Source organism: Lentzea alba, from assembly GCF_011067745.1.
Classification (GTDB): domain Bacteria; phylum Actinomycetota; class Actinomycetes; order Mycobacteriales; family Pseudonocardiaceae; genus Lentzea; species Lentzea alba.
Genome location: NZ_JAAMPJ010000001.1, coordinates 1,554,187 through 1,577,468 on the forward strand (window position 1 = coordinate 1,554,187; position 23,282 = coordinate 1,577,468).

Annotated in this window: 28 protein-coding genes; 4 read left to right on the forward strand and 24 right to left on the reverse strand. The window is 69.2% G+C overall.

Going from position 1 to position 23,282, the window contains the following annotated elements; all coding sequences use genetic code 11:
- Positions 1-40: 40 nt before the first annotated feature.
- Complete coding sequence (locus G7043_RS07540; RefSeq protein ID WP_166044742.1) at positions 41-913, forward strand: 1,4-dihydroxy-2-naphthoate polyprenyltransferase; 873 nt, start codon at positions 41-43, stop codon at positions 911-913.
- A gap of 6 nt (positions 914-919) precedes the next feature.
- On the opposite strand, the gene G7043_RS07545 is transcribed toward G7043_RS07540, so the two are convergent.
- From G7043_RS07545 to G7043_RS07585, 9 genes are read right to left on the reverse strand one after another with little or no spacing between them, the layout of a single operon-like run.
- On the reverse strand, positions 920-1,321 hold the full coding sequence (locus G7043_RS07545) for a hypothetical protein (protein ID WP_166044743.1): 402 nt from the start codon (positions 1,319-1,321) through the stop codon (positions 920-922).
- Positions 1,321-1,770 (reverse strand): hypothetical protein, encoded by a 450-nt coding sequence (locus G7043_RS07550; protein ID WP_166044744.1) that lies wholly within the window; start codon positions 1,768-1,770, stop codon positions 1,321-1,323. The genes G7043_RS07545 and G7043_RS07550 overlap by 1 nt, the downstream gene beginning before the upstream one ends.
- Before the next feature lie 3 nt (positions 1,771-1,773).
- Positions 1,774-2,745, reverse strand: a complete 972-nt coding sequence (locus G7043_RS07555; protein ID WP_166044745.1) for a hypothetical protein — start codon at positions 2,743-2,745, stop codon at positions 1,774-1,776.
- Positions 2,742-3,158, reverse strand: a complete 417-nt coding sequence (locus G7043_RS07560; protein WP_166044746.1) for a hypothetical protein — start codon at positions 3,156-3,158, stop codon at positions 2,742-2,744. The genes G7043_RS07555 and G7043_RS07560 overlap by 4 nt, the downstream gene beginning before the upstream one ends.
- Positions 3,158-6,658, reverse strand: a complete 3,501-nt coding sequence (locus tag G7043_RS07565) for a hypothetical protein (RefSeq protein WP_166044747.1) — start codon at positions 6,656-6,658, stop codon at positions 3,158-3,160. The genes G7043_RS07560 and G7043_RS07565 overlap by 1 nt, the downstream gene beginning before the upstream one ends.
- Entirely contained in the window at positions 6,655-6,960 is a 306-nt protein-coding gene (locus G7043_RS07570) for a hypothetical protein (RefSeq protein WP_166044748.1), read from the reverse strand. Before G7043_RS07570 ends, G7043_RS07565 begins: the two co-directional genes overlap by 4 nt.
- Positions 6,961-7,015: 55 nt before the next feature.
- Complete coding sequence (locus G7043_RS07575) at positions 7,016-8,104, reverse strand: PLP-dependent cysteine synthase family protein (RefSeq protein ID WP_166044749.1); 1,089 nt, start codon at positions 8,102-8,104, stop codon at positions 7,016-7,018.
- 26 nt (positions 8,105-8,130) lie between these two features.
- Positions 8,131-8,400 (reverse strand): DUF4229 domain-containing protein, encoded by a 270-nt coding sequence (locus G7043_RS07580; protein ID WP_313887737.1) that lies wholly within the window; start codon positions 8,398-8,400, stop codon positions 8,131-8,133.
- Positions 8,401-8,404: 4 nt separating this feature from the next.
- On the reverse strand, positions 8,405-8,869 hold the full coding sequence (locus G7043_RS07585; RefSeq protein ID WP_086667972.1) for an Lrp/AsnC family transcriptional regulator: 465 nt from the start codon (positions 8,867-8,869) through the stop codon (positions 8,405-8,407).
- A 197-nt stretch (positions 8,870-9,066) separates the two neighbouring features.
- Here G7043_RS07585 and G7043_RS07590 point away from each other — a divergent pair, with 197 nt between their 5' ends.
- Complete coding sequence (locus G7043_RS07590) at positions 9,067-9,273, forward strand: BldC family transcriptional regulator (RefSeq protein ID WP_030473853.1); 207 nt, start codon at positions 9,067-9,069, stop codon at positions 9,271-9,273.
- A gap of 57 nt (positions 9,274-9,330) precedes the next feature.
- Entirely contained in the window at positions 9,331-9,498 is a 168-nt protein-coding gene (locus G7043_RS07595; protein ID WP_086667950.1) for a hypothetical protein, read from the forward strand.
- Between the two features lie 63 nt (positions 9,499-9,561).
- On the opposite strand, the gene G7043_RS07600 is transcribed toward G7043_RS07595, so the two are convergent.
- The 4 genes from G7043_RS07600 to G7043_RS07615 form a co-directional block, all read right to left on the reverse strand.
- Positions 9,562-10,911 carry a MinD/ParA family ATP-binding protein gene (locus G7043_RS07600; protein ID WP_313887738.1) on the reverse strand — a complete coding sequence of 450 codons (1,350 nt, stop codon included), beginning with the start codon at positions 10,909-10,911 and terminating at the stop codon, positions 9,562-9,564.
- A 101-nt stretch (positions 10,912-11,012) separates the two neighbouring features.
- Positions 11,013-11,948, reverse strand: a complete 936-nt coding sequence (gene ccsB, locus G7043_RS07605; protein ID WP_166044750.1) for a c-type cytochrome biogenesis protein CcsB — start codon at positions 11,946-11,948, stop codon at positions 11,013-11,015.
- Positions 11,948-13,423 carry a cytochrome c biogenesis protein ResB gene (gene resB, locus G7043_RS07610; protein WP_166044983.1) on the reverse strand — a complete coding sequence of 492 codons (1,476 nt, stop codon included), beginning with the start codon at positions 13,421-13,423 and terminating at the stop codon, positions 11,948-11,950. Before resB ends, ccsB begins: the two co-directional genes overlap by 1 nt.
- Positions 13,424-13,464: 41 nt before the next feature.
- A complete protein-coding gene (locus G7043_RS07615) occupies positions 13,465-14,241 on the reverse strand; it encodes a cytochrome c biogenesis CcdA family protein (protein WP_166044751.1) in 777 nt (258 codons plus the stop codon).
- A 128-nt stretch (positions 14,242-14,369) separates the two neighbouring features.
- On the opposite strand from G7043_RS07615, the gene G7043_RS07620 reads away from it, so the two are divergent.
- A complete protein-coding gene (locus G7043_RS07620; protein ID WP_166044752.1) occupies positions 14,370-15,362 on the forward strand; it encodes a M64 family metallopeptidase in 993 nt (330 codons plus the stop codon).
- Positions 15,363-15,437: 75 nt separating this feature from the next.
- Here G7043_RS07620 and G7043_RS07625 read toward each other — a convergent pair whose 3' ends face one another.
- From G7043_RS07625 to G7043_RS07675, 11 genes are all read right to left on the reverse strand, one after another.
- Complete coding sequence (locus tag G7043_RS07625; protein ID WP_166044753.1) at positions 15,438-15,995, reverse strand: TlpA disulfide reductase family protein; 558 nt, start codon at positions 15,993-15,995, stop codon at positions 15,438-15,440.
- Positions 15,992-16,621 carry a histidine phosphatase family protein gene (locus G7043_RS07630; RefSeq protein WP_166044754.1) on the reverse strand — a complete coding sequence of 210 codons (630 nt, stop codon included), beginning with the start codon at positions 16,619-16,621 and terminating at the stop codon, positions 15,992-15,994. The genes G7043_RS07625 and G7043_RS07630 overlap by 4 nt, the downstream gene beginning before the upstream one ends.
- Entirely contained in the window at positions 16,618-17,913 is a 1,296-nt protein-coding gene (hemL, locus tag G7043_RS07635; protein ID WP_166044755.1) for a glutamate-1-semialdehyde 2,1-aminomutase, read from the reverse strand. Before hemL ends, G7043_RS07630 begins: the two co-directional genes overlap by 4 nt.
- 11 nt (positions 17,914-17,924) lie before the next feature.
- Positions 17,925-18,296, reverse strand: a complete 372-nt coding sequence (locus G7043_RS07640; RefSeq protein WP_166044756.1) for a hypothetical protein — start codon at positions 18,294-18,296, stop codon at positions 17,925-17,927.
- A 5-nt stretch (positions 18,297-18,301) separates the two neighbouring features.
- Positions 18,302-18,721 carry a hypothetical protein gene (locus G7043_RS07645; protein ID WP_166044757.1) on the reverse strand — a complete coding sequence of 140 codons (420 nt, stop codon included), beginning with the start codon at positions 18,719-18,721 and terminating at the stop codon, positions 18,302-18,304.
- Positions 18,721-19,341, reverse strand: a complete 621-nt coding sequence (locus G7043_RS07650) for a hypothetical protein (RefSeq protein WP_166044758.1) — start codon at positions 19,339-19,341, stop codon at positions 18,721-18,723. Before G7043_RS07650 ends, G7043_RS07645 begins: the two co-directional genes overlap by 1 nt.
- Positions 19,338-19,736: a hypothetical protein gene (locus tag G7043_RS07655; RefSeq protein WP_166044759.1), complete on the reverse strand. Its 399-nt coding sequence runs from the start codon at positions 19,734-19,736 to the stop codon at positions 19,338-19,340. The genes G7043_RS07650 and G7043_RS07655 overlap by 4 nt, the downstream gene beginning before the upstream one ends.
- Positions 19,733-20,176 carry a hypothetical protein gene (locus tag G7043_RS07660; protein ID WP_166044760.1) on the reverse strand — a complete coding sequence of 148 codons (444 nt, stop codon included), beginning with the start codon at positions 20,174-20,176 and terminating at the stop codon, positions 19,733-19,735. The genes G7043_RS07655 and G7043_RS07660 overlap by 4 nt, the downstream gene beginning before the upstream one ends.
- Positions 20,177-20,185: 9 nt before the next feature.
- On the reverse strand, positions 20,186-20,695 hold the full coding sequence (locus tag G7043_RS07665; protein WP_166044761.1) for a hypothetical protein: 510 nt from the start codon (positions 20,693-20,695) through the stop codon (positions 20,186-20,188).
- A complete protein-coding gene (gene hemB / locus G7043_RS07670; RefSeq protein WP_166044762.1) occupies positions 20,680-21,654 on the reverse strand; it encodes a porphobilinogen synthase in 975 nt (324 codons plus the stop codon). The genes G7043_RS07665 and hemB overlap by 16 nt, the downstream gene beginning before the upstream one ends.
- A 78-nt stretch (positions 21,655-21,732) precedes the next feature.
- Positions 21,733-23,265 (reverse strand): bifunctional uroporphyrinogen-III C-methyltransferase/uroporphyrinogen-III synthase, encoded by a 1,533-nt coding sequence (locus G7043_RS07675; protein WP_166044763.1) that lies wholly within the window; start codon positions 23,263-23,265, stop codon positions 21,733-21,735.
- Between the last annotated feature and the right edge of the window lie 17 nt (positions 23,266-23,282).

A 23,282-nucleotide genomic window follows, 5' to 3' on the forward strand; every position in this document is an offset into this window, starting at 1 on the left:
CGTTGGCGGGTCCTCAGTGGTCATGGCGGAAGATGGGGGCATGGCCTCAGTCGTCCAGTGGATCCAGGGGACCCGCCCGCGCACTCTGCCCAACTCGATCGCTCCGGTGATCGTGGGCGCGGCGGCGGCACACCACATCGACGAGTTCAACGCGCTCTACACGGTGCTCGCTCTGGTCGTGTCGGTGGCGCTGCAGATCGGCGTGAACTACGCCAACGACTACTCCGACGGCATCCGCGGCACCGACGACAACCGGGTGGGTCCGTTCCGCCTGACCGGGTCCGGCGCCGCGGAGCCCACGAAGGTGCGGCTGGCCGCGTTCATCTCGCTCGGGGTCGGCGCGCTGGCCGGGATCGCACTGGTGGCGCTGTCCGGTTACTGGTGGCTGCTCGGGTTGGGCGCCGTTTGCATTGCGGGAGCGTGGTTCTACACGGGCGGCAAACGTCCGTACGGCTACGCGGGCCTGGGCGAGATCGCGGTGTTCCTCTTCTTCGGGCCGGCCGCGGTGCTGGGCACGCTGTACGTGCAGAGCGGCGAGATCACCGGTATCGGCATCGGGTCGTCCATCGCGATGGGGGCGATCTCGGCCGCGGTGCTGGTGGCGAACAACCTGCGGGACATCCCGACGGACGCCGTGTCGGGCAAGCGGACGCTGGCCGTGGTGCTGGGCGACAAGGACACCCGCAGGCTGTACCTGGCGCTGGTGGCGGTGCCGTTCCTGATCGCGCTGGGGATGACCGTGCGGGTGCCGTACGCGTTGCTGGGCTTCCTCGCGGCGCCGGTGTTGCTGCCGGCCGTGCGCCGGGTGGCCGCCGGGCGCGGCGGCCGTGACCTGATCCCGGTGCTGCAGTTCACCGGGATCGCGATGCTGGCGTGGGCGGTGCTGGTCAGCGCCGGGTTGTTCCTGGACTGAGCGCTCTTACCAGGCGTCCTCGGTGAACTGGGTCGGCTCGTCGTCGTCCCGGCGCGCGGGCCTGCGCGGGGGTGGCGGAGGGGCCGTCTCGCCCTTGATCAGTTCATCGAGCTTCGCGCGGTCGGCGTCGAGCGCCTGGCGCACGAGCGGATCGTGGCCGGCCTCGCCGGTGAGGACCTGACGCCAGCTCAGGCCGGCACCGCGGGCGATGCGGTCGGCGAGCTGGCGCATCGCCGGTGAGGCGTCGCTGGACTTGGCGAACTGCATCACCCTGCGAACGTCCTCGGTGGACGGTTCCCTGCCCTTGAGGCTCTGCTGGGCGGTCCGCATCGCGCGGTCCGCCTCGGCGACGGTCTTGGTCAGGAAGTCCTCCGCCGCCACGATGTCCGGTGTCCGCCAGGCCGTCATCACCACTTGTCCTCCGTGAAGACGTCGGGGGCGTTCTCGTCGCCGTCGTCACCCCGGTTTCGCCGCGGGTCCTGCGCGTTCATGATCTCGTCGGCGGTCATGCCCTCCTGCAGCATCTGGAACGCCTGCTTCATCTTGTTGACGTTCTCCTGCTGCATGGCCTGCACGTCGGGATCCTGGGCGGCCTTGCCGGAGACGACGTCCTCCCAGGAGAACTCGCCCGCGTCCACCTTGCGCTTCAAGGCTTTCAGCTGCTCCGGAGCGTCCCTCTCCTGCGCCGCCCGCTCGACCTGCTGGGCGATCGCCTTGAAGTCGACGGGCGGGACCGGCGGCAACGGTGTGTCCTTGAGGCGGTTCGCGAGGTCCTGCGCCTCCTTGAAGCGCGCGTCGACCTGGGCCTCCGCCGCGCGCAGCTCAGCCGGCTTCCAGCTGTCGTTCGGGGTGGTCATGTGCTAGTTCTCCCTCGCGAAGAGCCCGCGCTGAATCGGCCTCGCATCGCCGCGGATGTCGCTCACCTCGTTGCGTTGAGCAAGGGTTCGCCACTGCCGGAAGTCTACTTCGGACAGACCGAGCTGCTGGGCGGTTTCGTAGTTCTCGCCGAGGAAGTGCAGCACGGCCTGCTCACCCAGGACGCCGATGATCTCGAACTCGGCGCCCCGGTACGTGCAGAGCGTGCGGACCAGCTGGAGCTCTTCGACGACCGCGTCCGGCACCTCGAGGAACCCGTCGGTGAAGTCCGGCGGCACGGGCTGACCGGCCAGCGGGTGCAGCAGCACCGAGCCGGGCGTGGGCCCGAAGTCGACGTCGAAGTGCTGGTCCCGGTACTGGCCGATCAGTCCACGACGGACAGTCGGACGCAGCGGAACCGGGGCCTGCCAATACCTTCCGGGCCCGAAGCCGACGTCGCCCGTGGGGATCCAGCCGGTCTGACGGTTGACGTACTTGCCGACGCTGCGCCCCTCGCCGGTGGGCTCGAACCGCCACAGTTCGCTGCCCGCGGGGAGTTCGGCGAGCTCCATGACGTACTCGGGGATGGGGTTCGCGCTGGGCGTGTAGCCGGTGCCGGTGAAGGGCACGGGGTAGACGCGGGTCGTGCCCATCTTCTGCGCGCCGTCGAGCGTCGGGCCGCCGAAGCTGGTGTCGAAGAGCTCGGTGGTGTGGGCGAGGAACCGCAGCAGGTACTGCGTGCCCTTCGGCCAGTCCGCGACCTTGTCGACGCCGAACGCCTCCGCGAACTGGTCGGAGGTGCCCTGCGGGAAGTCCTGCCCGCGCGTGACGAACCCGGCGGCGCGGTGCGGCTCGAACTTGCCCGGCACGACGACGTTGCCCAGGTAGAGCTGCGCGATCGCGGGGTGCACGATCTTCTGCAGGATCGTCTCCGGCCCGATTCCAGCCGCCTTGCGCACGACCTGTGGCGTGCTCATCCCCGGTTCTCCTTCCACCGCGCCAGGAAATCGGTGCGGTCGACCTGCACGTCGGTGAGCTCGCCGACGTCGAGCGTGCTCCGGTACCCGTTGTACTGGTCGCCTTCGAGCCCGTTCTGCGCGGCCCAGACGTACTCGCCGCCCGCGTACCCCGCCTCCGCCTTGCCGTTGTTCGTGGAGACGATGTTGAACGGCTGCCCGCGCCAGGTGGCCGTGCAGGTCTCGCGGTACCAGGCGTCGAGCTCTTCTTTGGCGACCGTCTTCAGCTCACGGCCGTTGTAGGTCTCGAAGGCCTCTTGGTTGGCGTAGACCGTGCCGGGAACCTTGCGGATCCAGACGTGGTCGTCGCCTTCCGCCCCGGCGAAGTAGACCTCGCCGCGGTACTCGGCCATCTCCTGCGAGTAGTGGGTCATCAGAGCTTCGTCCAGCCGAACTTGCGGTCGTACACGGCGTGCAGTTTCTCAGTTCCGTCCGCGTTCACCTGCCAGATCTCGGCACGATCAGGCAACGGAGTGCCGCCGTCGACCCGCCACTCCGGCATGCCGCCCATCGTGGAGCCGGTACCGGTGAACGGGTCGTACCCGTCGTAGACCTTCGCCGACCCACCGGCGGCCGCCATCTGCTTCTGCGACGCCTCGTAGTGCGCCTGCTCCTGCGGCGACTGGTAGTCGGCCACGTCCTTCTTCGGCCCGCCGAACGGCACGTTGTGGTTGCCGGCGTTCTGGTCGGTGACCTCGTACCGCAGCTGCATCGCGGTCTGCGCGCCCGCGGGAATGGGCGTCCAGCCCTTGCCCTTGTCGTCGAGGGCGAGGCTGTCGCGCAACCCCTGTGGCGTGTTGTCGCCGACCACGTCCTGGCCGCGGGCGATCGAGCCGCCCATCTGGTTCTGCCAGGTCTCCGGCTTGCTGCCTGGGGCGTGCGGCTGGTTCGGCAGGTAGGTGTCGAGCGCGCTCTGGTTGAGCGCCTTGGTGACGATGTCGCCGGTGCCGACCTTGATCTGGTTGCGGACGTCGGCGACGTGCTGGGCCTCTTGCGCGTTGAGCTCGGTGGACAGCTTCGTGCTCAGCTCGACGTACCGGTCCCGATCCGCCTGGTTGGGCAGGATCTGCTCGAGCTGGTGCTGGTAACCCTGCCCCTGCGCGGCCATGGCGGCGGCGTCGAAGTGGCCCTTGAGGTCGGGGCCGGTGGACGGGCTGCTCGGGGCGTTCTCGTGGCCTTCGGTGGTCGCCGCGTTCTCGCCGTGCGGCTTGGCGTCGGCGTCGTGGTCGGCCGGGGTGGGGTTGTGGTCGGGCTGGGGGTCGTGCGGCTTGGCGTCCTCGACACCGCCCGCTTCGGCACCGCTGGTGTCGGTGTCGTGCGACTTGCCGTCGTCGGGCTTGGCGTCGCCGTCGTGGGGCTTGCCGTCGTCGGGCTTGCCGTCGCCGTCATGCGGCTTGGCATCGGTGTCGTGGGGCTTGCCGTCGGCGTCGTGGGGCTTGCCGTCGGCGTCCTGTGGCTTGCCGTCGGCGTCATGTGGCTTGGTGTCGCCGTCGTGCGGTTTGGTGTCGCCGTCGTGCGGCTTCGGGTCCGCGTCGTGCGGTTTGCCGGTGTCGTGAGGCTGGGCGCCCGCTTCGTGCGGCTTGGTGCCGGACTCGTGCGGAGTCGTGTCGTGCGGCTTGGTGCCGTCCGGAGCGTCGTGCGGCTTGGTGTCCGTCGCCCCGGTGGGCGTGGTGTCGTGCGGCCGCGTCCCAGACTGGTCGTGCGGGGTCGTGTCGTGTGGCCGCGTCCCGCCGTCGCTTGGCGTGCCGTCGTGCGGACGGGTGCCGCCGTCATGAGGCGTCGTGTCGTGCGGACGAGTGCCCGACGAGTCGTGCGGCGTGGTGCCGGACGGAGCCGTGGGCGAGCCGGTCGGTGACGGGTGGTCCGTGCTCGTGCTCGGGTGTCCGGGTGGCGACGGCAGGCCGCCGCCAGAGCTCGGAGACGGGTGTCCCGGAGGCGACGGCAGGTCGCCGCCGGTGCTCGGAGACGGGTGGCCGGGAGGCGAGGGCAGGCCACCGCCTGAGCTTGGCGTCGGGTGGCCGGGAGGCGACGGGAGGCCGCCGCCGGTGCCCGCAGGTGCTGGGGCTGTTGCCGTGCCCGTGCCGGCTGTCGGGTGGTCGGGAGGGGTCGGCAGGCCCGAGCCGCTTGGCGTCGGGTGCGTGCCGCCGGTGCCGGTCGGGTGGTCGCCTGAGTTCGGCGGGGTCGGCAGGCCGGAGCCCGGCGTCTGGCTACCCGAGTGGGGAGGCGTTGGCAGGCCGCTGCCGGACGGGTGGCTACCCGAGTTCGGCGGCGTTGGCAGGCCGCCGCCCGGCGTGTGCGGTGCACCCGCAGAGCCGGGAGTCGAGTGGGCACCGCCGGTACCAGGCGCGTGTGTGCCAGGGCCGGACGGCGGCGTGGGCAGGCCCGAGCCGCCAGAGCGGGGACCACCGGAACCAGGACCGCCGGTGCCAGGGCCGCCGGCGCCAGAACCGCCTGAAGTGGCCGAGCCGGGCGGGGTGGGGAGGCCTGAGCTGGGTGGCGAGGGCAGGCCGCTGGTGGGCGGCTTGGCCTGGCCCGAGGGGGCGCCTGCGGACGGGAACGCCGGCACGCCGCCCGCGCCAGGGCGGGAGCCTGAGCTTCGAGTCTGGTCGCCACCGCCGCCGGGCGCCATGGGGGCGCCCATGGGCATTGCGCCGCCCATCGGGGTCTGGTGGGACGGTGGGGCCGCTGCGGGGGCTGCTCCCGCGGTGTGGGTGGTGTCCAGGCGGGGCGGAGCGGCTGGGCCGTGGGCGCCAGGCCCGCCGGAGGAGCCGTGGGGTGCGGCAGGCACACCGCCGGAGCCACCGGAAGGAACGCCGCCGGAACCAGCGCCACCAGAACCAGCACCACCAGAACCAGCGCCGCCGGAGCCCAGCGACGGTGGCGCGGCGACAGCGGGGCCAGCTGCGGCGGCGGCGGTGTGCGTGGGCGTGTCGGGGCCGCCGTGCACGGTCGGGGGTGGGGCCACGGGGGCGCCGCCGGGGGCCACGGCGGAGACGGCCGCAGGTTTGGTGCCGTCGGAGGAGTCGCCGGCCACCGGGGTGAACTCGCGGACCTTCGAGGCCACGTCGTGGCCGCGGTCCGCGATTTCCGAAGCGGAGTCCTTGATCGACGTCATGTCGTCGCGGATGTCGTTGATCGAGTTGCGGACGTCGCGACCGGCCTCGGCCACCTCCTGGGTGGCGTTCATGGCCTCGGCGAGGGAGTCGGCGTCCTTCAGCTTGCCGATGGCGGAGAAGACGCGGCCGACGGCGTCGAAGAGCGACTTCACATCGGCGATGAGCTTTTGCACCGTGTCGATGATGTCCATGACGCGGCGGTAGATCTGGTACGCGTTCCAGACCATCTCGGCGGCCTTGATCCAGCCGGCGACCGGGATCCAGACGGTGGCGGCGGCCTCGAGCAGCTTGTTGACGAGGTAGTCGAGCAGGCGCGCGGCCTGCTTGCCCAGGGCCTCGGCGCCGGCGGCGACCGTGTCGAAGCCCTTCGCGATCAGCTGAGCCACGCCCATCTCCGCGAACAGGGCGGCCTTCCAGCCCAGCGCGACGTACTTCTCGTGGGCGCGGGCGGCGTCGCCGTCCCAGTGGTCGCGCACCTTGCCCACCGCGTCGGTGAGGTTGTACGAGACGTCGTTCATCGCGTTGCCGACCATGCGCCACGCGTCGCCGTCGGCACGGATCTTCGACCAGTCACCGGTGATCGGCGTGATGATCGTGGCGACCAGCGATTCACCGGTGACGGCCTCGAACACCCAGTTGACCGCCTGCACACCCCAGCCCTGGTCCTGCAGGACGTCGTTCAGCGACGCCCGGTCGACCTCCGGCTGCTTCAGCGACGCCGCGACGGGACGCGGGTCCTGGTACCCGGTGGCGGTCACCCGAGGATCCTGTTGAAGATCGCCATCTGAGCGCGGTCGATGGCCTCGTAGGTGTCGGCCGTCGCGTCCACGGCGGTCGCCGTGCCTTCGAGCTTCGACTTGCCGAAGTCGAGCGTCTCGTCGAACAGCGCCCGCACGATGTCCACGCCCGGCTGCAGCAACGTCAGCAGGCCGGTGAAGCCCGCCTTGTCGCACGCCGTGGCGTGGACGTACTTGCGGATCGTCTCGAACTCTTGGGCTTCGGTGCGCAGGTACTCGGCGTACGCGCGCAACTCGGCCGCGTCGGTGAACAGCGACGACACAGCGTCCCCCCTGCGGACTCAGGTGCTCAGGTCACGCTGTGACGCACAACTCTCGTCACCAGTTCCCCGTGCGGTGGAAGTTGTTCAGGCGTTCAAGACACGGGTCGAGATCCATGTCTTGTGCGGATACCCATGAGTCGTCGTAGTAGGTGTTCGCGTAACGCTCGCCGCCGTCACACAGCAAAGTCACCACGCTTCCGCGCGTGCGAGATTGCCGCATCTGGGCCACGATCTCGAACGCTCCCCAGAGATTCGTCCCGGTCGACCCGCCGACGCGCCGCCCGAGCAGGTCCTCGACGTACCGGATGGTCGCCACGGACGCCGCGTCCGGGACCTTGATCATGCGGTCGATCACCTGACCGATGAACGACGGCTCCACCCGCGGCCGCCCGATCCCCTCGATCCCCGAGCCACGCGTGGCCACGAGATCCGGGTTGCCGTCGCGCCACGCGTCGAAGAACACCGAGTGCTCGGGATCGACGACGGCCAGTCGCGTGTTGAGCTTCTGGTAGTGGATGTACCGGCCGATCGTGGCCGACGTACCGCCCGTGCCGGCACCCACCACGATCCACTCGGGCTCCGGCGACGGCTCCAGCTTCATCTGGTCGAAGATCGACTCGGCGATGTTGTTGTTGCCCCGCCAGTCCGTCGCGCGCTCGGCGTGCGTGAACTGGTCCATGAAGTGGCCGTCGAGCTCGGACGCGAGCCGCCGCGACTCGTCGTAGATCGTCGACGGGTCGTCGATGAAGTGGCACCTGCCGCCCTGCCGCTCGATCAGCGAGACCTTCTCGGCCGAGGTCGAGCGGGGCATCACCGCGATGAACGGCAGCCCCAGCAGCCGCGCGAAGTACGCCTCGGACACCGCTGTCGAACCGGAGGACGCCTCGATCACGGGCGTGCCACCGGTGATCCAGCCGTTGCAGATCGCGTAGAGGAACAGCGACCGCGCCAGCCGGTGCTTCAACGAACCCGTGGGGTGCGTCGACTCGTCCTTCAGGTAGAGGTCGATGCCCCAGTCGAGCGGCAGCGGGTAGCGCAGCAGATGGGTGTCCGCGCTGCGGTTCGCGTCCGCCTCGATGATCCCGACGGCCTCGCGCACCCAGTGCCTGGTCCTGCTACAACAGCGGTCAACAGAGGTACTCACAGCGGCACGATAACCGCGCAAACGGCCTATGCCTGGGTGAGAGGACCTTCGTCACCACGCAGTTCGGCGCGCAGCTTGTCCCGCTCGGTCTGACGCACCGCCTGGCGCTCGTTCAACCCGACGGCCACGCGCTGCCGCAGCCCCTTGAACAGGAACAACGACGCGGGCAGGGCCACGACGACGCCGACGGCCAGTGCGACGAGCAAAGGAACCTTGAACAGCACGAGCACACCCGTGACGACCGCCACGAGGCCGAGGCGGGCGAGAACGTAAAGCGTCACGTCGCGAGCGAGCACCCGTTCAGGTTACGTCGTCGTCCTCGTCGCCGGTGTTCGGCCGCCCCTCGAACCGCGTGGACAGCACCACAGTCGTGCGCGTACGGGCAACACCGGGGATGCGCCGCAACCGCCCGAGCGCGCGCTCCAGGTCGTCCACCGTCGCCACCCGGACCTTGACGATGAACGACTCGTCGCCCGCCACCCGATAGCAGGACTCGACCTCGACGAGCTCACCCAGTGCGACCGCGACCTCGTTGTCGTCCGCGATGTCGGTGGGGTGGATGCCGATCAGCGCGGTGACGCCCAGGCCGACCGCGCTGGGATCGACGACCGCGTGATACCCGACGATCACGCCGCTGGACTCGAGCTTGCCGACGCGCTCGTGCACGGCGGAGGCGGACAGGCCGACCTTCCTGCCGAGATCGGCGTACGTGGCCCGGCCGTTGGCGCGCAGTGCGGCGATGATCTGTCGATCAAGAGCATCCACCCGCGACACCCTATGCCCTGTCCGCACGCGGGGACCTCCCGTACTACGTGACAGTACGTGGGCGCCCCGCGTGCGAAGAAGCATGTCCGGTTCGCCCCCGTCGTCCCTTACTACCTCTTTACCAAAAAACAAGCGTTCGAGTACCTGATGGGTCAGATGCCACGATCAGACCGGAACGTCTGATCTGAGGAGGACGAGTGACTGCAGCCACCGAGCGCCTGTTGACGCCTGGGGAAGTCGCCAATCTGTTCCGGGTCGACCCGAAGACCGTGACCCGATGGGCCACTGCAGGTCGCATCGGCTCGATTCGCACGCCTGGAGGACACCGCAGGTTCCGTGAGACCGAGGTGAAGGCTCTGCTTTCGGAGCTCACCACCGAGGCGACTGAACCCGTACGGCACTGAAACCGTAGTAATCCCTGTGCCGCGGGTAATCTCGTGGCAAAGGGAGGTGGCGACCAGATGATCTACCTGCTGGCGGTGATCGGTGCGCTCACCGTGGCCGTGCTCGTGTGGCGAGCGTTCGCCCCGCAGCACTCGGAGTACACGCCGGGCCGCAAGGTGATCGCACCCGACGACGACCCCGAGTTCCTGCGCAAGCTCGACGAGCAGCGCAAGCGCGACGAGTGAACGAAAAAGGGGCCCCGACCCCGGGGCCCCTTTTCGCGTGATCCTGCGCGAACCTGACCGGCTCTAGGAGTGCGGGAAGTCGTCCGCCACCACGGCGGCGAGTTCCAGCAACGCGAGCCGGGTCTCCGGCGCGAGCTGGTCCAGCGCGATCTCGGCGCCCTCTTCGAGGTGCTCGTCGAACGGCAGCCGGACCACCGCGCGGCACCTCTGCTGGAAGTGCTCGGAGAGCTTGTCGAGATCGACCTTGCCCGACTTCGGGCGCACCGAGTTGATCACGCACACGGACTTCGCGACCAGGTCGCGGTAGCCGTGCGCCTCCAGCCAGTCGAGGGTCGCGGCCGAGGTCTGCGCGCCGTCGACCGAGCCGGACGACACCAGCACCAGCTGGTTCGCCTCGTCCAGCACGCCCTTCATGGCGGAGTGCATCAAACCCGTGCCGCAGTCCGTGAGCACGATGTTGTAGAAGTGCTCCAGCAACGCCACGGTGCGCCGGTAGTCCTCCTCGCTGAAGGCCTCCGACACCGCCGGGTCCTGCTCGGACGCCAGCACCTCGAGGCGTGCCGGCGACTGCGAGGTGTACGCCCGCACGTCGCTGTACTTCGTGATCCGCGAGGCGTCGCGCAGCAGGTGCCGCACGGTCGCCGTGGTCTCCCGCGGGATCTTCAACGCCAGCGTGCCGCGGTCCGGGTTCGCGTCGACCGCGATCACCCGGTCACCGCGCAGCGACGAGAACGTCGAGCCCAGCGTGGTCGTCGTCGTGGTCTTGCCGACGCCGCCCTTCAACGACAGCATCGCGATCTTGTAGCACCCGCGCAGCGGCTGGTTGATCCGCGCGATCAGCTCACGCCGGCGCAGGTCAGCGGGGCTCTCACCCAGGTTGACGGCACCGCCGGTGATCGCGTGCAGCGACTTGCGCCAGCCGGACGACGGCGGCCGCTTGTCCTTCTTGATCAGCTGCTGCGACGAGACCTGCTCCGCCTGCGAGCGGTACTCCTGCTGCGGGAAGTTGTTCGGGAACTGCGCACCGGCGAACTGGCCGTACTGGGCCATGTTCTGCTGGCCGCCGGTGACCTGATGAGCACCCGATTGGCCGCCGCCCACCTGGTACGGCCCGGACTGCGCGCCGGGCACCGGGTACGGGCCGGAGGCGTTGCCGGGGACCTGGTAGGGACCGGAGGCGTTCCCCGGCACCTGGTACGGACCCGAGGCATTGCCCGGCACCTGGTACGGGCCGGAGGCGTTGCCGGGCACCTGGTAGGACCCCGACTGGTTGCCGCCCACGGGATAGGGGCCTGATTGGCCGCCGCTGACGTGCTGCGGACCGGACTGCTGCGGGTCGAGGTAGGCCGCCGTCTGCGGATCGACGTACTGCGGGCCGGAGCCCTGTTCCTCACCCGGTGGTTGCCATGTCACCGCTGTGGCCCTCCTGAGCAAGAGGGACCAGGACTTCCCCGACCCCCAGGTTGCGACGGTACGCAACCAGCACCGGTTCCATCGACCTGGGGGCTAACTCGTTAGAGACCTGCGTACGAATGCAACCCGGTAGTGACCAAGTTGATGAAGAACAGGTTGAAGACGTTGAGCGCGAAGCCGGCGACGTTGATCCAGGCGGCCCCACGGCCACGCCAACCGGCCGTCGCACGCGCGTGCAGATACGCCGCGTAGACCACCCACGAGACGAACGCGACCGTCTCCTTGGGGTCCCAGCCCCAGAACCGGCCCCACGCGGCTTCCGCCCAGATCGCGCCGCAGATGATGCCCGCGGTGAACAGCGGGAACGCCAGCACGGTGGTCCGGTACGACATCCGGTCGAGCACGTCGGCGCTCGGCAGCTTCGGGAAGCGGTCCGACTTGCTGTCCTTGAGCAGGTAGAGGATCGACGTGACACCGGGGATCAGCAGCACGCCCGACGAGATCGAGATCACCGAGACGTGAATCACCAGCCAGTACGACCGCAGCGCCGGCTGGACGGGCGCGGACTCGGCGTAGAGGACCGTGCCGCCGAGGAACAGCAGGATCAGGATCGGCGTCAGCACGAACGCGCCGAGGCGGCGGATCGGGAACTTCGCCATCAGCACGATCCACGTCACCACCGCGGCCAGGCACAGCAGCGACATGTACTCGTACATGTTGCCCCAGGGCGCACGCCCGGCGGAGAGCCCGCGCATCACCAGCGACCCCAGGTGCAGCAGCGCGCCGAGGACCGTCAGCGCGGCGCCCATGCGGCCGATGCGCTCGGCCCTGGACAGCTCGCTCTTCGGCTCGTCGGTGAGGATGCCCGGAACCGGCGCACCCGCTCCGACCAGCGCCTCGGCGTTGACAGCGGCCTTGCGCGGAGCACGGGCGAACGCCTGCTCGACCGCGTAGAACAAGATCGCGAAGAGGTAGACGCCGAGGGCGCTGCGGTACAGCCAGTCGCTGTAGGTCGCCAGGGTCTCGTTGACCGGCATCAGGACTTCTCCTCGTTCAGCACCGCGCGGGCCAGCCGCGTGAACTCCTCGCCGTATCCTGCCTGGTCAGTACGGGCAAGCCCGCCGACCTCGACCAACGTACGCCCGTCGTCCCGAGGCGTCGCACGCACCCACACCCTGCGGCGTTTGACGGTGAGCGACACCCCGAGGCCGAGGATGATCAACACGGCGAACAACAGCACGTACTCCTGCGTCGGGTCGTGCGAGACCTGCAACGACACCCAGTCGTTCACGGAGTCGAACCGCACCTTGGTGCCGTCGTCGAGCGCGATCTCCTCGCCCAGCGCGAGGTTCTTGCGCGCGACCTTCTGCAACCGGCCCTGCTCGACCATCTTCATGTCGATCGAGAAGATCGACTGGCCGCGGCCGTCGTCCACGCCGAGATCGCCGCGGTACACGTCGACGGCGACCATCGGGTTGTTCAGGGCGGGGTACTTCGAGTTCAGGATGTTGCCGTGCAGCAACGGTGTCGGCGCCAGCAGTCCCGTCACCGCGATCTGGTTCTTGCGGCGCTGCTCGGAGTCCGTGATGCCCGGCGGGTCGAACTTCGTGGCGCCCTCGGAGGCCAGCGTGAGCTGGTCGGACGGCAGCCACTGGATGCCCTGCGTGCGCTTCTCGCCGTTCGGGAACGTCACCGTGAACGTCGGCGTGTACCCGTGGCCGAGCAGGTAGACGCGGTCGCCGTCGGTCCGCAGCGGGTGGTTGACCTGCAGGTTGTACGGCCGCCAGGTGTTCGACGCCAGGTCGTCGCCAGACTGGTAGCGGATGTCGGCCTGGTAACCGACGGGTTGGCCGTTGTCGAGGTACTCGGCGGAGAACTTGCCGATCTCCACGCAGAACGGCGTGAGATCGGTGCCGTCGACGCGCAGACCGGGCCGGAACGAGTCGTAGTTGAAGACGCCGCCGTTGCAGAACTGGCCACCGTTGGCCTGCACGATGATCTGGCCCTCGTAGCTGAACATCTTGCCCAGCGCGAACGACACCAGCAGGCCCAGCAACGCGAAGTGGAAAACGAGGTTGCCGGTCTCGCGCAGGTACCCGCGCTCCGCGCTGACCGTGTCGTCACCGGCGTCCATCCGCCAGCCGCGCAGGGCCTTCTTCGCCTTGGTGACCGCCTCTTCCGGCGTCACGTCGAGCACCAGCTGCGCGTGGTGCGGCATGCGCGCGAGGTTGCGCGGCGTCAGCACCGGCTTCGCGCGCATCTGCTTGAAGTACTCCCACGTGCGGGGCAGCAGACACCCGATGAGGGACACGAACAGCAGCAGGTAGATCGCCGCGAACCACGGCGTGGCATAAACCTCGAAAAAGCCGAGCTTGAGCAGCAGATCGCCCCACCACCCGTGCTGGGCGATGTACTCGTCGACCTTCGCCGCGTTCAACGACAGCTGCGGCAGCAACGCCCCCGGCATCGCCGCGAGCGCGAGCAGGAACAGCAGGGTCAGCGCGGTCCTCATCGAGGTGAGCCCGCGCCACGTGTTGCGGAGGAAGGCGATCACTAGAGCGGCAGCCTCACGACGTCGACGAACGAGTAGCGCAGCCACCCGACGAACTCACCCCAGAGCCCGGTGACCAACGCGATCCCGACCAGGATCAACAGCACGCCACCGAAGATCTGCACCTGCCGGGCGTGCGTCCGCAGCCACTTGGTGACGCCCAACGCCCACCGCGCCCCGAGCGCGAGCACCACGAACGGCAACCCGAGCCCCAAGCAGTACGCGAGCACCAGCACGGCCCCGCGCACCGTGGACGACCCGATCTCCGTGCTCCGCGCCACCGCGAGCACCCCGGCCAGCGTGGGCCCGAGACACGGCGTCCACCCGAGCGCGAACACCGCCCCGAGCAACGGCGCCCCGAACAGCCCTGCCCGAGGCTTGGCGTGGAACCGCACGTCCTTCTGCAGCGCCGGAACGAGCCCGATGAAGACCAGTCCCATGAGGATCGTGACAACGCCACCGATCCGTTGGAACAGATCGGCGTTCAAGAACAACGCGTCCGACGCCCCGAGAATCGCCATCGAGGCCAACGCGAAGACAACCGTGAACCCGAGCACGAACAACAGCGAGGCCCCGGCAACCCGCCACCGCCCCTGTTTGGCCGGCTCGTTCGCCTCAACCCGGGGCGCCTCGGCTCCGACCAGCCCGGCGAGGTACGCCAGGTAACCGGGAACGAGCGGCACCACACACGGCGACGCGAACGAGATGAATCCAGCGAGCAGAGCAACCCCGGTAGCCAGCAGCAGAGGCCCGGAGATCGCCAGATCGGTGGGGTTCACACACCTCAGAGTAGGTAGTTGCCCAGATCACGCGACGACCGGTGTCACTTTTGACGTCCACCGGACTGCGTCGGAAGTACCGACTATTGCCGCTTGTGGGTGACATCACGGTTGCTTAGCGTCAGCCCATGCATCGTTCCCGGCTGGTCCTCCCGGCGCTGACCGTCGCCGCGCTGGCCATGTTCGCGCAGGTACCAGCCGGTGGCGCCGCCCCGGCGATGGAATGGCGCGAGGTCTTCAACGAGGACGGCACCATCACCCAGGCCCTGACTCCGAAGGCCCCAGCCGAAACGACAACAGACTTCCGCGCCATGTCCGCCGCCGAGGTAACCAAGATCCACGGCGACCGCGACCCGTCCGACGCCTTCGACCTGGTCTTCGTGGGCGATGGCTACACGACCGACGACATGGCGACCTACACCGCCAACGTGAAGAGCAAGTGGGACGAACTCTCCGCCGTGGAGCCGTTCGCAACCTACAAGCAGTACTTCAACGTGTGGCAGGTGAACGTGATCTCCACCGAGTCCGGTGTGGACCACGACCCGACCAGGGGCCTGCTGAAGGACACCGCGCTGGACATGGGCTTCTGGTGCCAGGGCCGCGACGCCAACACCGAACGTCTCCTGTGCGTGAACGAAACCAAGGCGAAAGACTTCGCAGCCCTGGCCCCAGAAGCCGACCAGGTGATCGCCCTGGGCAACACCACCAAGTACGGCGGCGCAGGCGGCTCGGTGGCCACCGCCTCAGGCTCCAACGCCCAAGCGGGCCAAATCGCCATCCACGAGCTGGGCCACAGCATCGGCGGCCTGGCCGACGAGTACGACTACCCGTACCTCGACTACACCGGCGCAGAACCGCGCGAGATCAACGTGACCAAGGACCCAACCGGCGCGAAGTGGGGCGAGTACCTGGGCCAACCGTCTCCGGACGGCGGCGTGATCGCCCCGGTGGAAGGCGCCCGCTACTACAAAACCGGCCTGTACCGCCCAACCGCCAACTCGATCATGCGAACCCTGGGCAAACAGTTCAACTCGATCGGCAGAGACGCCATGATCAAGGCCTTCAAGGCGAAGATCCCATCCCTGAACTGGGAAACAGCCCCCGCCCCACCCATTCGCTGACGGAACGCGGGGGCCCCGCGTTCCCCAGAAGGAAACGCGGGGCCCCCGCGTGACTTTTCGAAGCACCCGATCGGGTTACTCCTTGGTCAGTTCGTCCAGGACTGGTTGGACGTCAGAGGCGAGCACCGGTACCAGGAACACCGCGGCCACCTTGTGGTTCTTGTCCACCACGAACGTGGACGGCACGGTGTTGGCCGGAACTCCCTTGAAAACGTTGATGAAACTCCGCGACGAAGCGTCGTAAATGGACGGATAAGTAAGCGACCGAACCTTCATGAAGTCCTGCGGATGAGACTTCTCGGTCTCCTTCACGTCGATCCCGAGAACCTGGTTCCCGGCGTCGAACAACTTCTGCATCTCCGAAGCCTCAGTCCGGCAAGGCGGGCACCAAGCTCCCCAGACGTTGATCACCACAGGCTTCCCCGCGTAATCAGACAGCCGGATGGTCTTCCCGTCCTCCATCAGGGACTCGCCCTCGAGTCCCTTCAGCTCCTTGCGCTCCGAAGCCGCGTAGCGGATCTTCACCTGCCCACCAGGCGCCACGAGATAGAACTCCCCGGCCCCGATCCGGGCCGCGTCGTTCCCAGTCGTACACCCGGCAACAAGCAACAACAGCACCAGCAACCGCTTCATGCGCCAGTCACCCGAGGATTAGTGGCCCCAACCGGCTCCGAGTAGGAGATCCGCACCAGTTGCTCACCCTCGAAGATCAACGAGGTCAAAGAAGCCAGCGAGCACTCCCGACGCCGCGGGTCGTGCCACATCCGCTTCCCCTCCAAGAACCGCCGCACCGTCCAAATGGGCAACTGGTGCGAAACACAAACGGCCTCATGCCCCTCAGCAGCAGCACGAGCCTTCTGCACCGCCCCGAGCATCCGATGAGCGATCTCGATGTAAGGCTCACCCCACGAGGGCTTGAACGGGTTCACCAGCTTCGACCAGTGCTGCGGCGACCGCAGAGCCCCGTCCCCGACCGCGACCTTCAACCCCTCGAACTGGTTGTCGGCCTCGATCAGCCGCTCGTCGGTCGCCAGCTCCAACCGGTGCGAGTCGGCGATCGGCGCCGCGGTCTGCTGGGCGCGGTCCAACGGGGAAGCGACCACGTGCACGATGTCGTGGTCGGCCAGGAACTCGGCGACGGTGAGCGCCTGCTTCTGGCCGCGCTCGGACAGCTTGAAGCCGGGGATGCGGCCGTACAGGATGCCTGTCGGGTTGTGCACCTCGCCGTGGCGGAGCAGGTGGACGACGGTGCGGGTCACTTGCGGGCCTCCTTGGCGGCACGGGCCGCGTGCGGCAGCGCGTCGGCGATCACGGCGAACTCCTCTTCACCCATGGCTGCGTTGACGAACCACGCCTCGAACGCCGACGGCGGGGCGTAGACGCCTCGTTCCAGCAGCGCGTGGAAGAACGGAGGGAAGCGCCACGTCTCGCACGCCTGCGCGCCCGCGTAGTCCTTCACCTCCGAAGAACCGAAGAACACGCTCACCAGGTTCCCGGCGAACTGCACGCGGTGCTCGACGCCGGCCTCGGTCAGCGCGGCCGTGAACAGCGCGCCGAGCCGGGTGGCGTTGCGGTTCAGCGCCGCGTAGACCTCGTCGTCGGCCGCGCGCAACGTCGCGAGGCCCGCGGCCACCGCGACGGGGTTACCGGACAGCGTGCCTGCCTGGTAGACCGGGCCGGACGGCGCGAGGCGGGCCATCACGTCCGCGCGGCCGCCGAACGCCGCCGCGGGCAACCCGCCCGACATGACCTTGCCGAACGTGTAGAGGTCACCGGCGACCCGCTCCAGGCCGAACCAGCCGGCGCGGGAGACGCGGAAGCCGGTCATGACCTCGTCCATGATCAGCAACGCGCCGTCGGCGTCGCAGAGCTCGCGCAGGGAGGCGTTGAAGTCGGCGGAAGGCGCGACGGCACCCATGTTGCCCGCCGCGGCCTCGGTGATGATGCAGGCGATCTCGCCGGGGTTCTCCGCGAACGCCGCGCGCACGGCCTCGACGTCGTTGTACGGCAGCACGATCGTGTCCTCGGCCTGCGCGCCGGTGACGCCCGGCGACGAAGGCAGGCCCAGCGTCGCGACGCCGGAGCCGGCCTGGGCCAGCAGCGCGTCGACGTGACCGTGGTAGCAGCCGGCGAACTTGATGACCTTGCGCCGCTCGGTGAAGCCGCGCGCCAGCCGGATCGCGCTCATCGTGGCCTCGGTGCCCGAGTTGACCAGGCGAACCTGACGCACCGGCTCGACCCGGTCGACCAGCTCGGCCGCGAGCTCGATCTCACCCTCGGTCGGCGTGCCGAACGACAGGCCGGACTCCGCGGCCTTCTGCACAGCGGAAACCACGGACGGGTGAGCGTGCCCGAGGATCATCGGGCCCCACGAGGCCACCAGGTCGACGTACCGGTTGCCGTCCGCGTCCCACAGGTGCGGGCCCTCGCCGCGCACCATGAAGCGCGGGGTGCCGCCGACGGAGTGGAACGCGCGCACTGGGGAGTTGACCCCGCCGGGGGTCAGCGTGGAGGCGCGCTCGAACAGGGCCTGGGATCGACTCGCAGTCACGTACCCCAGTCTCACACGTCGGCTTCGACGGCTTTCTGCGGCCGGGTGCGCACGGCCAGCAGGACCTGCCGCACCGCGTCGAGTCCGAGGAGCACGGCCAGCGTGATCGCTCCGGCAGCGGTGCCGAGCCAGTTGCCGTGGTAGCGCGTGGAGATCAACGGCTCACGGCCGTCGAGCGGGTACGCGAGCTTCACGACGCCGCGGTTCCAGCACCACACGGCGGCGATCACCAGCAGCACGATCGCGACGAACTCACCCGCGGCGATGAGCCACCGCTTGGGCTGGTGCAGGCTCGGGCCGGGATCCACAACAGCATCCGGCACAGGATCAGGCACGGCGTCCGGCGCCGTGTCCGTGTCTGGCTCGGTAGCGGCCTCTGTCACATCGCTCAGCCTCTCACGACCCGGCGCAGACCGGCGAGCAAGGCTTCCGGATCACGCGCCCAGCCCAGCACCACCGTGCCGTCGAGCAGCCGCAACGGCACCGCCGTCGTCCCCTTCGGCACCGACCAGCCGCCGCCGAGCACCCGCGCACCGGTCGGCGCGCCGACGTCCCGGCAGGCCTCGATCATCGCGACCGGCACCTTCTCCCGCCCGAACTGGGCCCCTTCGGCCGTCAGCACGACACTGCCGGTCTTCACCCGGCCGTACACCCACAGGACCGCGCCGAGCGTCAGCCCGAGCCCCACGAGCGTCCACAGCCGCACGGACGCGGGCCCGGTGATCAGCTCGATCAGGTAGCCGGCGACCGCGAACGCGGGCCCCCACAGCAGCGGCCACCAGCTGCTGCCGGACTCCCGGTACAGCACTACCGGACGAACCGGTTCGAGGCCGGGAGGAACTGCAGCACGACGGCGGCGACGGTCAGCCCGATCACGACGATGCCGATCGACACACCCACCTGCCAGTTCGGCGCCTGCAGGCCCGCCACCGTGATCCCGACCATGCACACCAGCCCGAACATGCCGAGGATCGTGAGCAGGATCCGCGCCCAGTTGTGGCCGTTGCGCAGGACGACCGCGAACGCGATGTACGGCGAGGCGGCCACGAGCATGGCGAAGCCCAGCGCCACGGTCGTGATCTGGAAGCCCAGCTCGGCCGCCCGGCGACCGTCCTCCGTCGACGCGGTGGCGTCCTGCGCGACGAGGTAGTCCATGTTGGTGAGCATCAGCACCGGGCCCACGGCGACGGAGAGCACGGCGCCCGCGATCCAGATCCACATCGCCGCGGTGATCGTCGGCGGACGCGCCGGCGCCAGCTCCTGCGGGAGCACCGGCGCGAGCGGTGGCATCGGATAGTTCATGTTGTTGACCGCGTGCACCTCGTAGGTGCCCTGCACCGCGCCCACGTTGTCATGGCGGGGCGTGGCGTACGGGTCCTGCCACTGGGTGTTGGCGGGGTTCTGCCACGGGTTCTGCGGATCGGTCACGGCTCACGCACCTCCGCCAACCACTGTGCCGTAGCCCGCTGCCACGTGAAGACGATTGCGGCACAGATGAGCAGAAGCGTGACCAGGTTGGAGGCGCTGACGCCGAGGAACAGGATCCAGATCATGTGCACGATCGCGATGAACGACAACGCGATCCGCGCCCAGTTCCGGCGCCGCAGGAACAGCCGGGTCAGCAAGGCGTAGGCCGCCACGAAGATCAGCGCGACCACCGACAGCATGGTCAGGAAGCTCGTGACCTGCTCGGACGTCCAGTTGGTCAGCTGTTGCACCTCACCGCGCTGGAACCACAGCCCGACGGTGGTGAACACGACGAAGACGGCGATCGCGAGCCAGAGGCCGACCGCGATCCGGACCGTCCGGGGAGCGTCGTTCACGTCAGCTGCTCGCGTTCGGTCAGGTAGTCCGTCGACTGCCGGAAGTAGAACAACACCAGGCCGGAGATGGCGACCAGGGTCGTCACGACGCCGAGCGTGTTCGTGAGCAGCTGGAAGAACAGACCGAGCAGCAGCGTGATCATCAGACCCGTGCGGCTCTTCTTCAGGCCGCCCCGGACCTTGCCCGCGAACCACACCGCGAACGCACCGAGCACGACCGTCACCACCAGCGAAGCGATCACGATGATGCCGACCGTCGAGGCGATCATGTCCGGCGTGATCTTCGGGTCCTTGTTGACCTTCACGTTCGCGTCGATCAGTGCCTGCTTGTTCAGCATCACGTACAACGCGGCGAGCACGCCGAGCGCCGAGCCGACCACGACGATCCAGTAGCCCGCCGTGATCGTGCCGGGAGTGCCCGATTCCTTCGGAGACGTCACGGTCGGAACTTAGGACCGCAGGAAGTCCCTGTCCACCGTGACGCGTTTCCTGAAGTGCGTCGAAGCCCGGTACATCAGCACGATCGCGGCCGCGTCCAGCACCGTCGTCACGAACGTCGCACCGAGGTCGACCGGCTGCATGGTCACCCCGAAGCGAGCGGCGATCCCGCTGCCCCAAGCGATCAAGCGGAACAGTCCGAACGCGACAGACGCGGCGCCGAGCACCGTCAGCACGATGCGGGCCCAGTTGCGCCCGCGCGCCATCGTGTTCGCCAGCCGCGTGTACGCGACGAGGATCACGGTGGCGATCAGCAGCCCGAACATGATCCCGCCGTTCACCCCGGCGTCGATCTGATCCTGGCCCAGCGCCGGGTTCTGCCGGCGTGCCTCGGCCACGAGCGTCTCGCGGTCGAAGAGCTGAGCGAGGAACCGTGCCATGCCGATGCTCGCGCTGGCGATCCAGAGCCAGCGCGAGACGTTGATCAGCTGCGGTACGGGGGTGCTTACCGGTCCAGCCACCGCGCCGCTTCCACGGCCCAGTACGTCAGGATGATGTCCGCGCCCGCACGCCGGATGGACGTGAGCGACTCGAGGATCGAGCGCTCGCGGTCGATCCAGCCGTTCGCAGCAGCGGCCTCGATCATCGCGTACTCACCGGAGATCTGGTACGCCGCAACGGGAACGTCCGAGATCTCGGCGACGGACCGCAGCACGTCCAGGTAGAGCAGCGCCGGCTTGACCATGACCATGTCCGCGCCCTCGGCGAGGTCCAGCTGCACCTCGCGGATCGCCTCACGGGCGTTCGCGGGGTCCTGCTGGTAGGTCTTGCGGTCGCCCGCGAGCTGCGACTCCACGGCGTCGCGGAACGGCCCGTAGAACGCCGAGGCGTACTTGACCGCGTACGCGAGGATGCCGGTGTCGGTGCAGCCCGCGGCGTCCAAAGCGTTGCGGATGAAGGCGATCTGGCCGTCCATCATGCCGCTGGGGCCGACGACGTGAGCGCCGGCACGGGCCTGGGCCACGGCCAGCTCGCCGTAAGCCGCCAGGGTCGCATCGTTGTCCACGGTGCCGTCGGCGGCGAGCACACCGCAGTGGCCGTGGTCGGTGAACTCGTCGAGGCAGCAGTCCGACATGAGGACCGTGCTGTCGCCCAGTTCCGCGCGCAGGTCGCCCAGCGCGGCGTTGAGGATGCCGTCCGGGTCGGTGCCGGCGGACCCGACGGCGTCACGCTCGGCCGGGACGCCGAACAGCATGATGCCGCCGACCCCTGCCTGCACGGCCTCGACCGCGGCCTTCCGCAACGAGTCACGGGTGTGCTGCAGGACGCCCGGCATGCTGCCGATCTCGGCCGGAGAGCCCAGGCCTTCCTTGACGAACATCGGCAGCACGAGCTGCCTCGGGCGCACCTCGGTCTCGGAGACCAGGCGGCGCATGGCGGGCGTCGTGCGCAGACGCCTCGGCCGGTGCAGTGGGTACATGTTTCTGACTCCCTGACGGAAGAGAGTCGAAGGGGCCACCCAAAAGTTCTTGAGTGGCCCCGACGGCTTCAGTTTGTTCTAGCTGCGGCGCAGACGCTTGGTCTTGCGCGGAGGAGGCAGCGCTCCCTCGGCGCGCAACCGGGCGGCGTGCGCGGCCAGCGCGTCGACCAGCGCGGGCACGTTCGCCTCCTCGGGCTGCACGTCGACCCGGAGGCCGAACTCCCGCGCCGTCTCGGCGGTCTGCGGGCCGATGCACGCGACGAGCGTGCGGGCGTGCGGCTTGCCCGCGATGCCGACCAGGTTCCGCACGGTCGACGACGAGGTGAAGCACACCGCGTCGAAGCCACCGGACTTGATCATCTCGCGGGTGTCGGCGGGCGGCGGGGCCGCACGCACGGTGCGGTACGCCGTCACGTCGTCGATCTCCCAGCCACGCTCGCGCAGGCCCGCGGCCAGCGTCTCGGTGGCGATGTCGGCCCGCGGCAGCAGCACGCGGTCGACCGGGTCGAGGATGTCGTCGTAGGGCGGGAAGTCGTTGAGGAGCCCCTCGGACGACTGCTCACCGGACGGCACGAGCTCGGGGATGATGCCGAACGAGCGCACCTTCGCGGCCGTGGCCTCGCCGACGCAGGCGATCTTCACGCCGGAGAACGCACGGGCGTCCAGGCCGAACTCGCGGAACTTCTCCCACACCGCGCGGACTGCGTTGGTCGAGGTGAAGACGACCCACTGGTAGCGGCCGTCGACCAGACCCTTGACCGAACGCTCCATCTGCGCGGGGCTGCGGGGCGGCTCGACCGAGATCGTCGGCACCTCGACGGCGATCGCGCCGTGCGAGTGCAGACGGTCGCTCATCGCGCCGGCCTGCTCCTTGGTCCGCGGGACCAGCACGCGCCAGCCGTAGAGCGCCCGCGACTCCCACCAGGAGAGCTTCGAACGCGCGGCGGCGGCGGCACCGACGGTGACGACCAGCGGGCCGCCCATCTCACCGGCGTCGGCGGCCGCGGCCGCCAGCGTGGTGTCGATGGTGCGCTGCTGGAAGCCGGTGCCCTCGGCGGTCACGGCGACCGGGGTCTGCGGCGCGAGGCCGTTCTCGACCAGGTTCGACGCGGCCTCGGCGAGGTGCGAGCCCGTGGCGTGCAGGACGAGCGTGCCGGGCGAGGCGGCGAGGCCTGCCCAGTCGGTCACCGCGCGGACGTCGACCTCGGTGTGCACGCCACCGAGCGCGACACCCGCGTAGGCGGGGACCGCGGTACCGGAGGGCACGCCGGGCACGACGTCGAACGGGATCGTCGACTTCGCGACGGCCTGCGCCTCCTTCACCACCGAGTCGAGGGTGAGCGGGTCACCGGCGACGAGGCGAACGACGGTCGCGCCGTTCTTCGCCTCGGTCACCAGGTCCTTGGCGACGTCGGCGGCCTCGCCGACAGCGGGGCGGACCTCGACTCCCTCGGCCACGGTCGCGAGGACGTCCGCCGGGACGTCCGGGTCGGTCACCACGAGTTCAGCCCTGGTGAGCAAGTCGTGGGCCCGGACCGTGAGCAGCCCGGTGTCGCCTGGGCCGGAGCCCACGAAGGCGATGCGTCCGGGGGTCTTGCGTGCGCGGGTCATCAGGGCACTCCCCATCG

What these genes read in the sequence shown, in the direction of transcription:
- G7043_RS07595 (WP_086667950.1), top strand. Translation starts at nt 9,331, where the DNA reads ATGATCTACCTGCTGGCGGTGATCGGTGCGCTCACCGTGGCCGTGCTC.
- resB (WP_166044983.1), bottom strand. Translation starts at nt 13,423, where the DNA reads ATGAGGACCGCGCTGACCCTGCTGTTCCTGCTCGCGCTCGCGGCGATG.
- G7043_RS07555 (WP_166044745.1), bottom strand. Translation starts at nt 2,745, where the DNA reads ATGAGCACGCCACAGGTCGTGCGCAAGGCGGCTGGAATCGGGCCGGAG.
- G7043_RS07620 (WP_166044752.1), top strand. Translation starts at nt 14,370, where the DNA reads ATGCATCGTTCCCGGCTGGTCCTCCCGGCGCTGACCGTCGCCGCGCTG.
- G7043_RS07545 (WP_166044743.1), bottom strand. Translation starts at nt 1,321, where the DNA reads ATGACGGCCTGGCGGACACCGGACATCGTGGCGGCGGAGGACTTCCTG.
- G7043_RS07625 (WP_166044753.1), bottom strand. Translation starts at nt 15,995, where the DNA reads ATGAAGCGGTTGCTGGTGCTGTTGTTGCTTGTTGCCGGGTGTACGACT.
- hemB (WP_166044762.1), bottom strand. Translation starts at nt 21,654, where the DNA reads ATGTACCCACTGCACCGGCCGAGGCGTCTGCGCACGACGCCCGCCATG.
- G7043_RS07675 (WP_166044763.1), bottom strand. Translation starts at nt 23,265, where the DNA reads ATGACCCGCGCACGCAAGACCCCCGGACGCATCGCCTTCGTGGGCTCC.
- G7043_RS07560 (WP_166044746.1), bottom strand. Translation starts at nt 3,158, where the DNA reads ATGACCCACTACTCGCAGGAGATGGCCGAGTACCGCGGCGAGGTCTAC.
- G7043_RS07540 (WP_166044742.1), top strand. Translation starts at nt 41, where the DNA reads ATGGCCTCAGTCGTCCAGTGGATCCAGGGGACCCGCCCGCGCACTCTG.
- G7043_RS07550 (WP_166044744.1), bottom strand. Translation starts at nt 1,770, where the DNA reads ATGACCACCCCGAACGACAGCTGGAAGCCGGCTGAGCTGCGCGCGGCG.
- ccsB (WP_166044750.1), bottom strand. Translation starts at nt 11,948, where the DNA reads ATGCCGGTCAACGAGACCCTGGCGACCTACAGCGACTGGCTGTACCGC.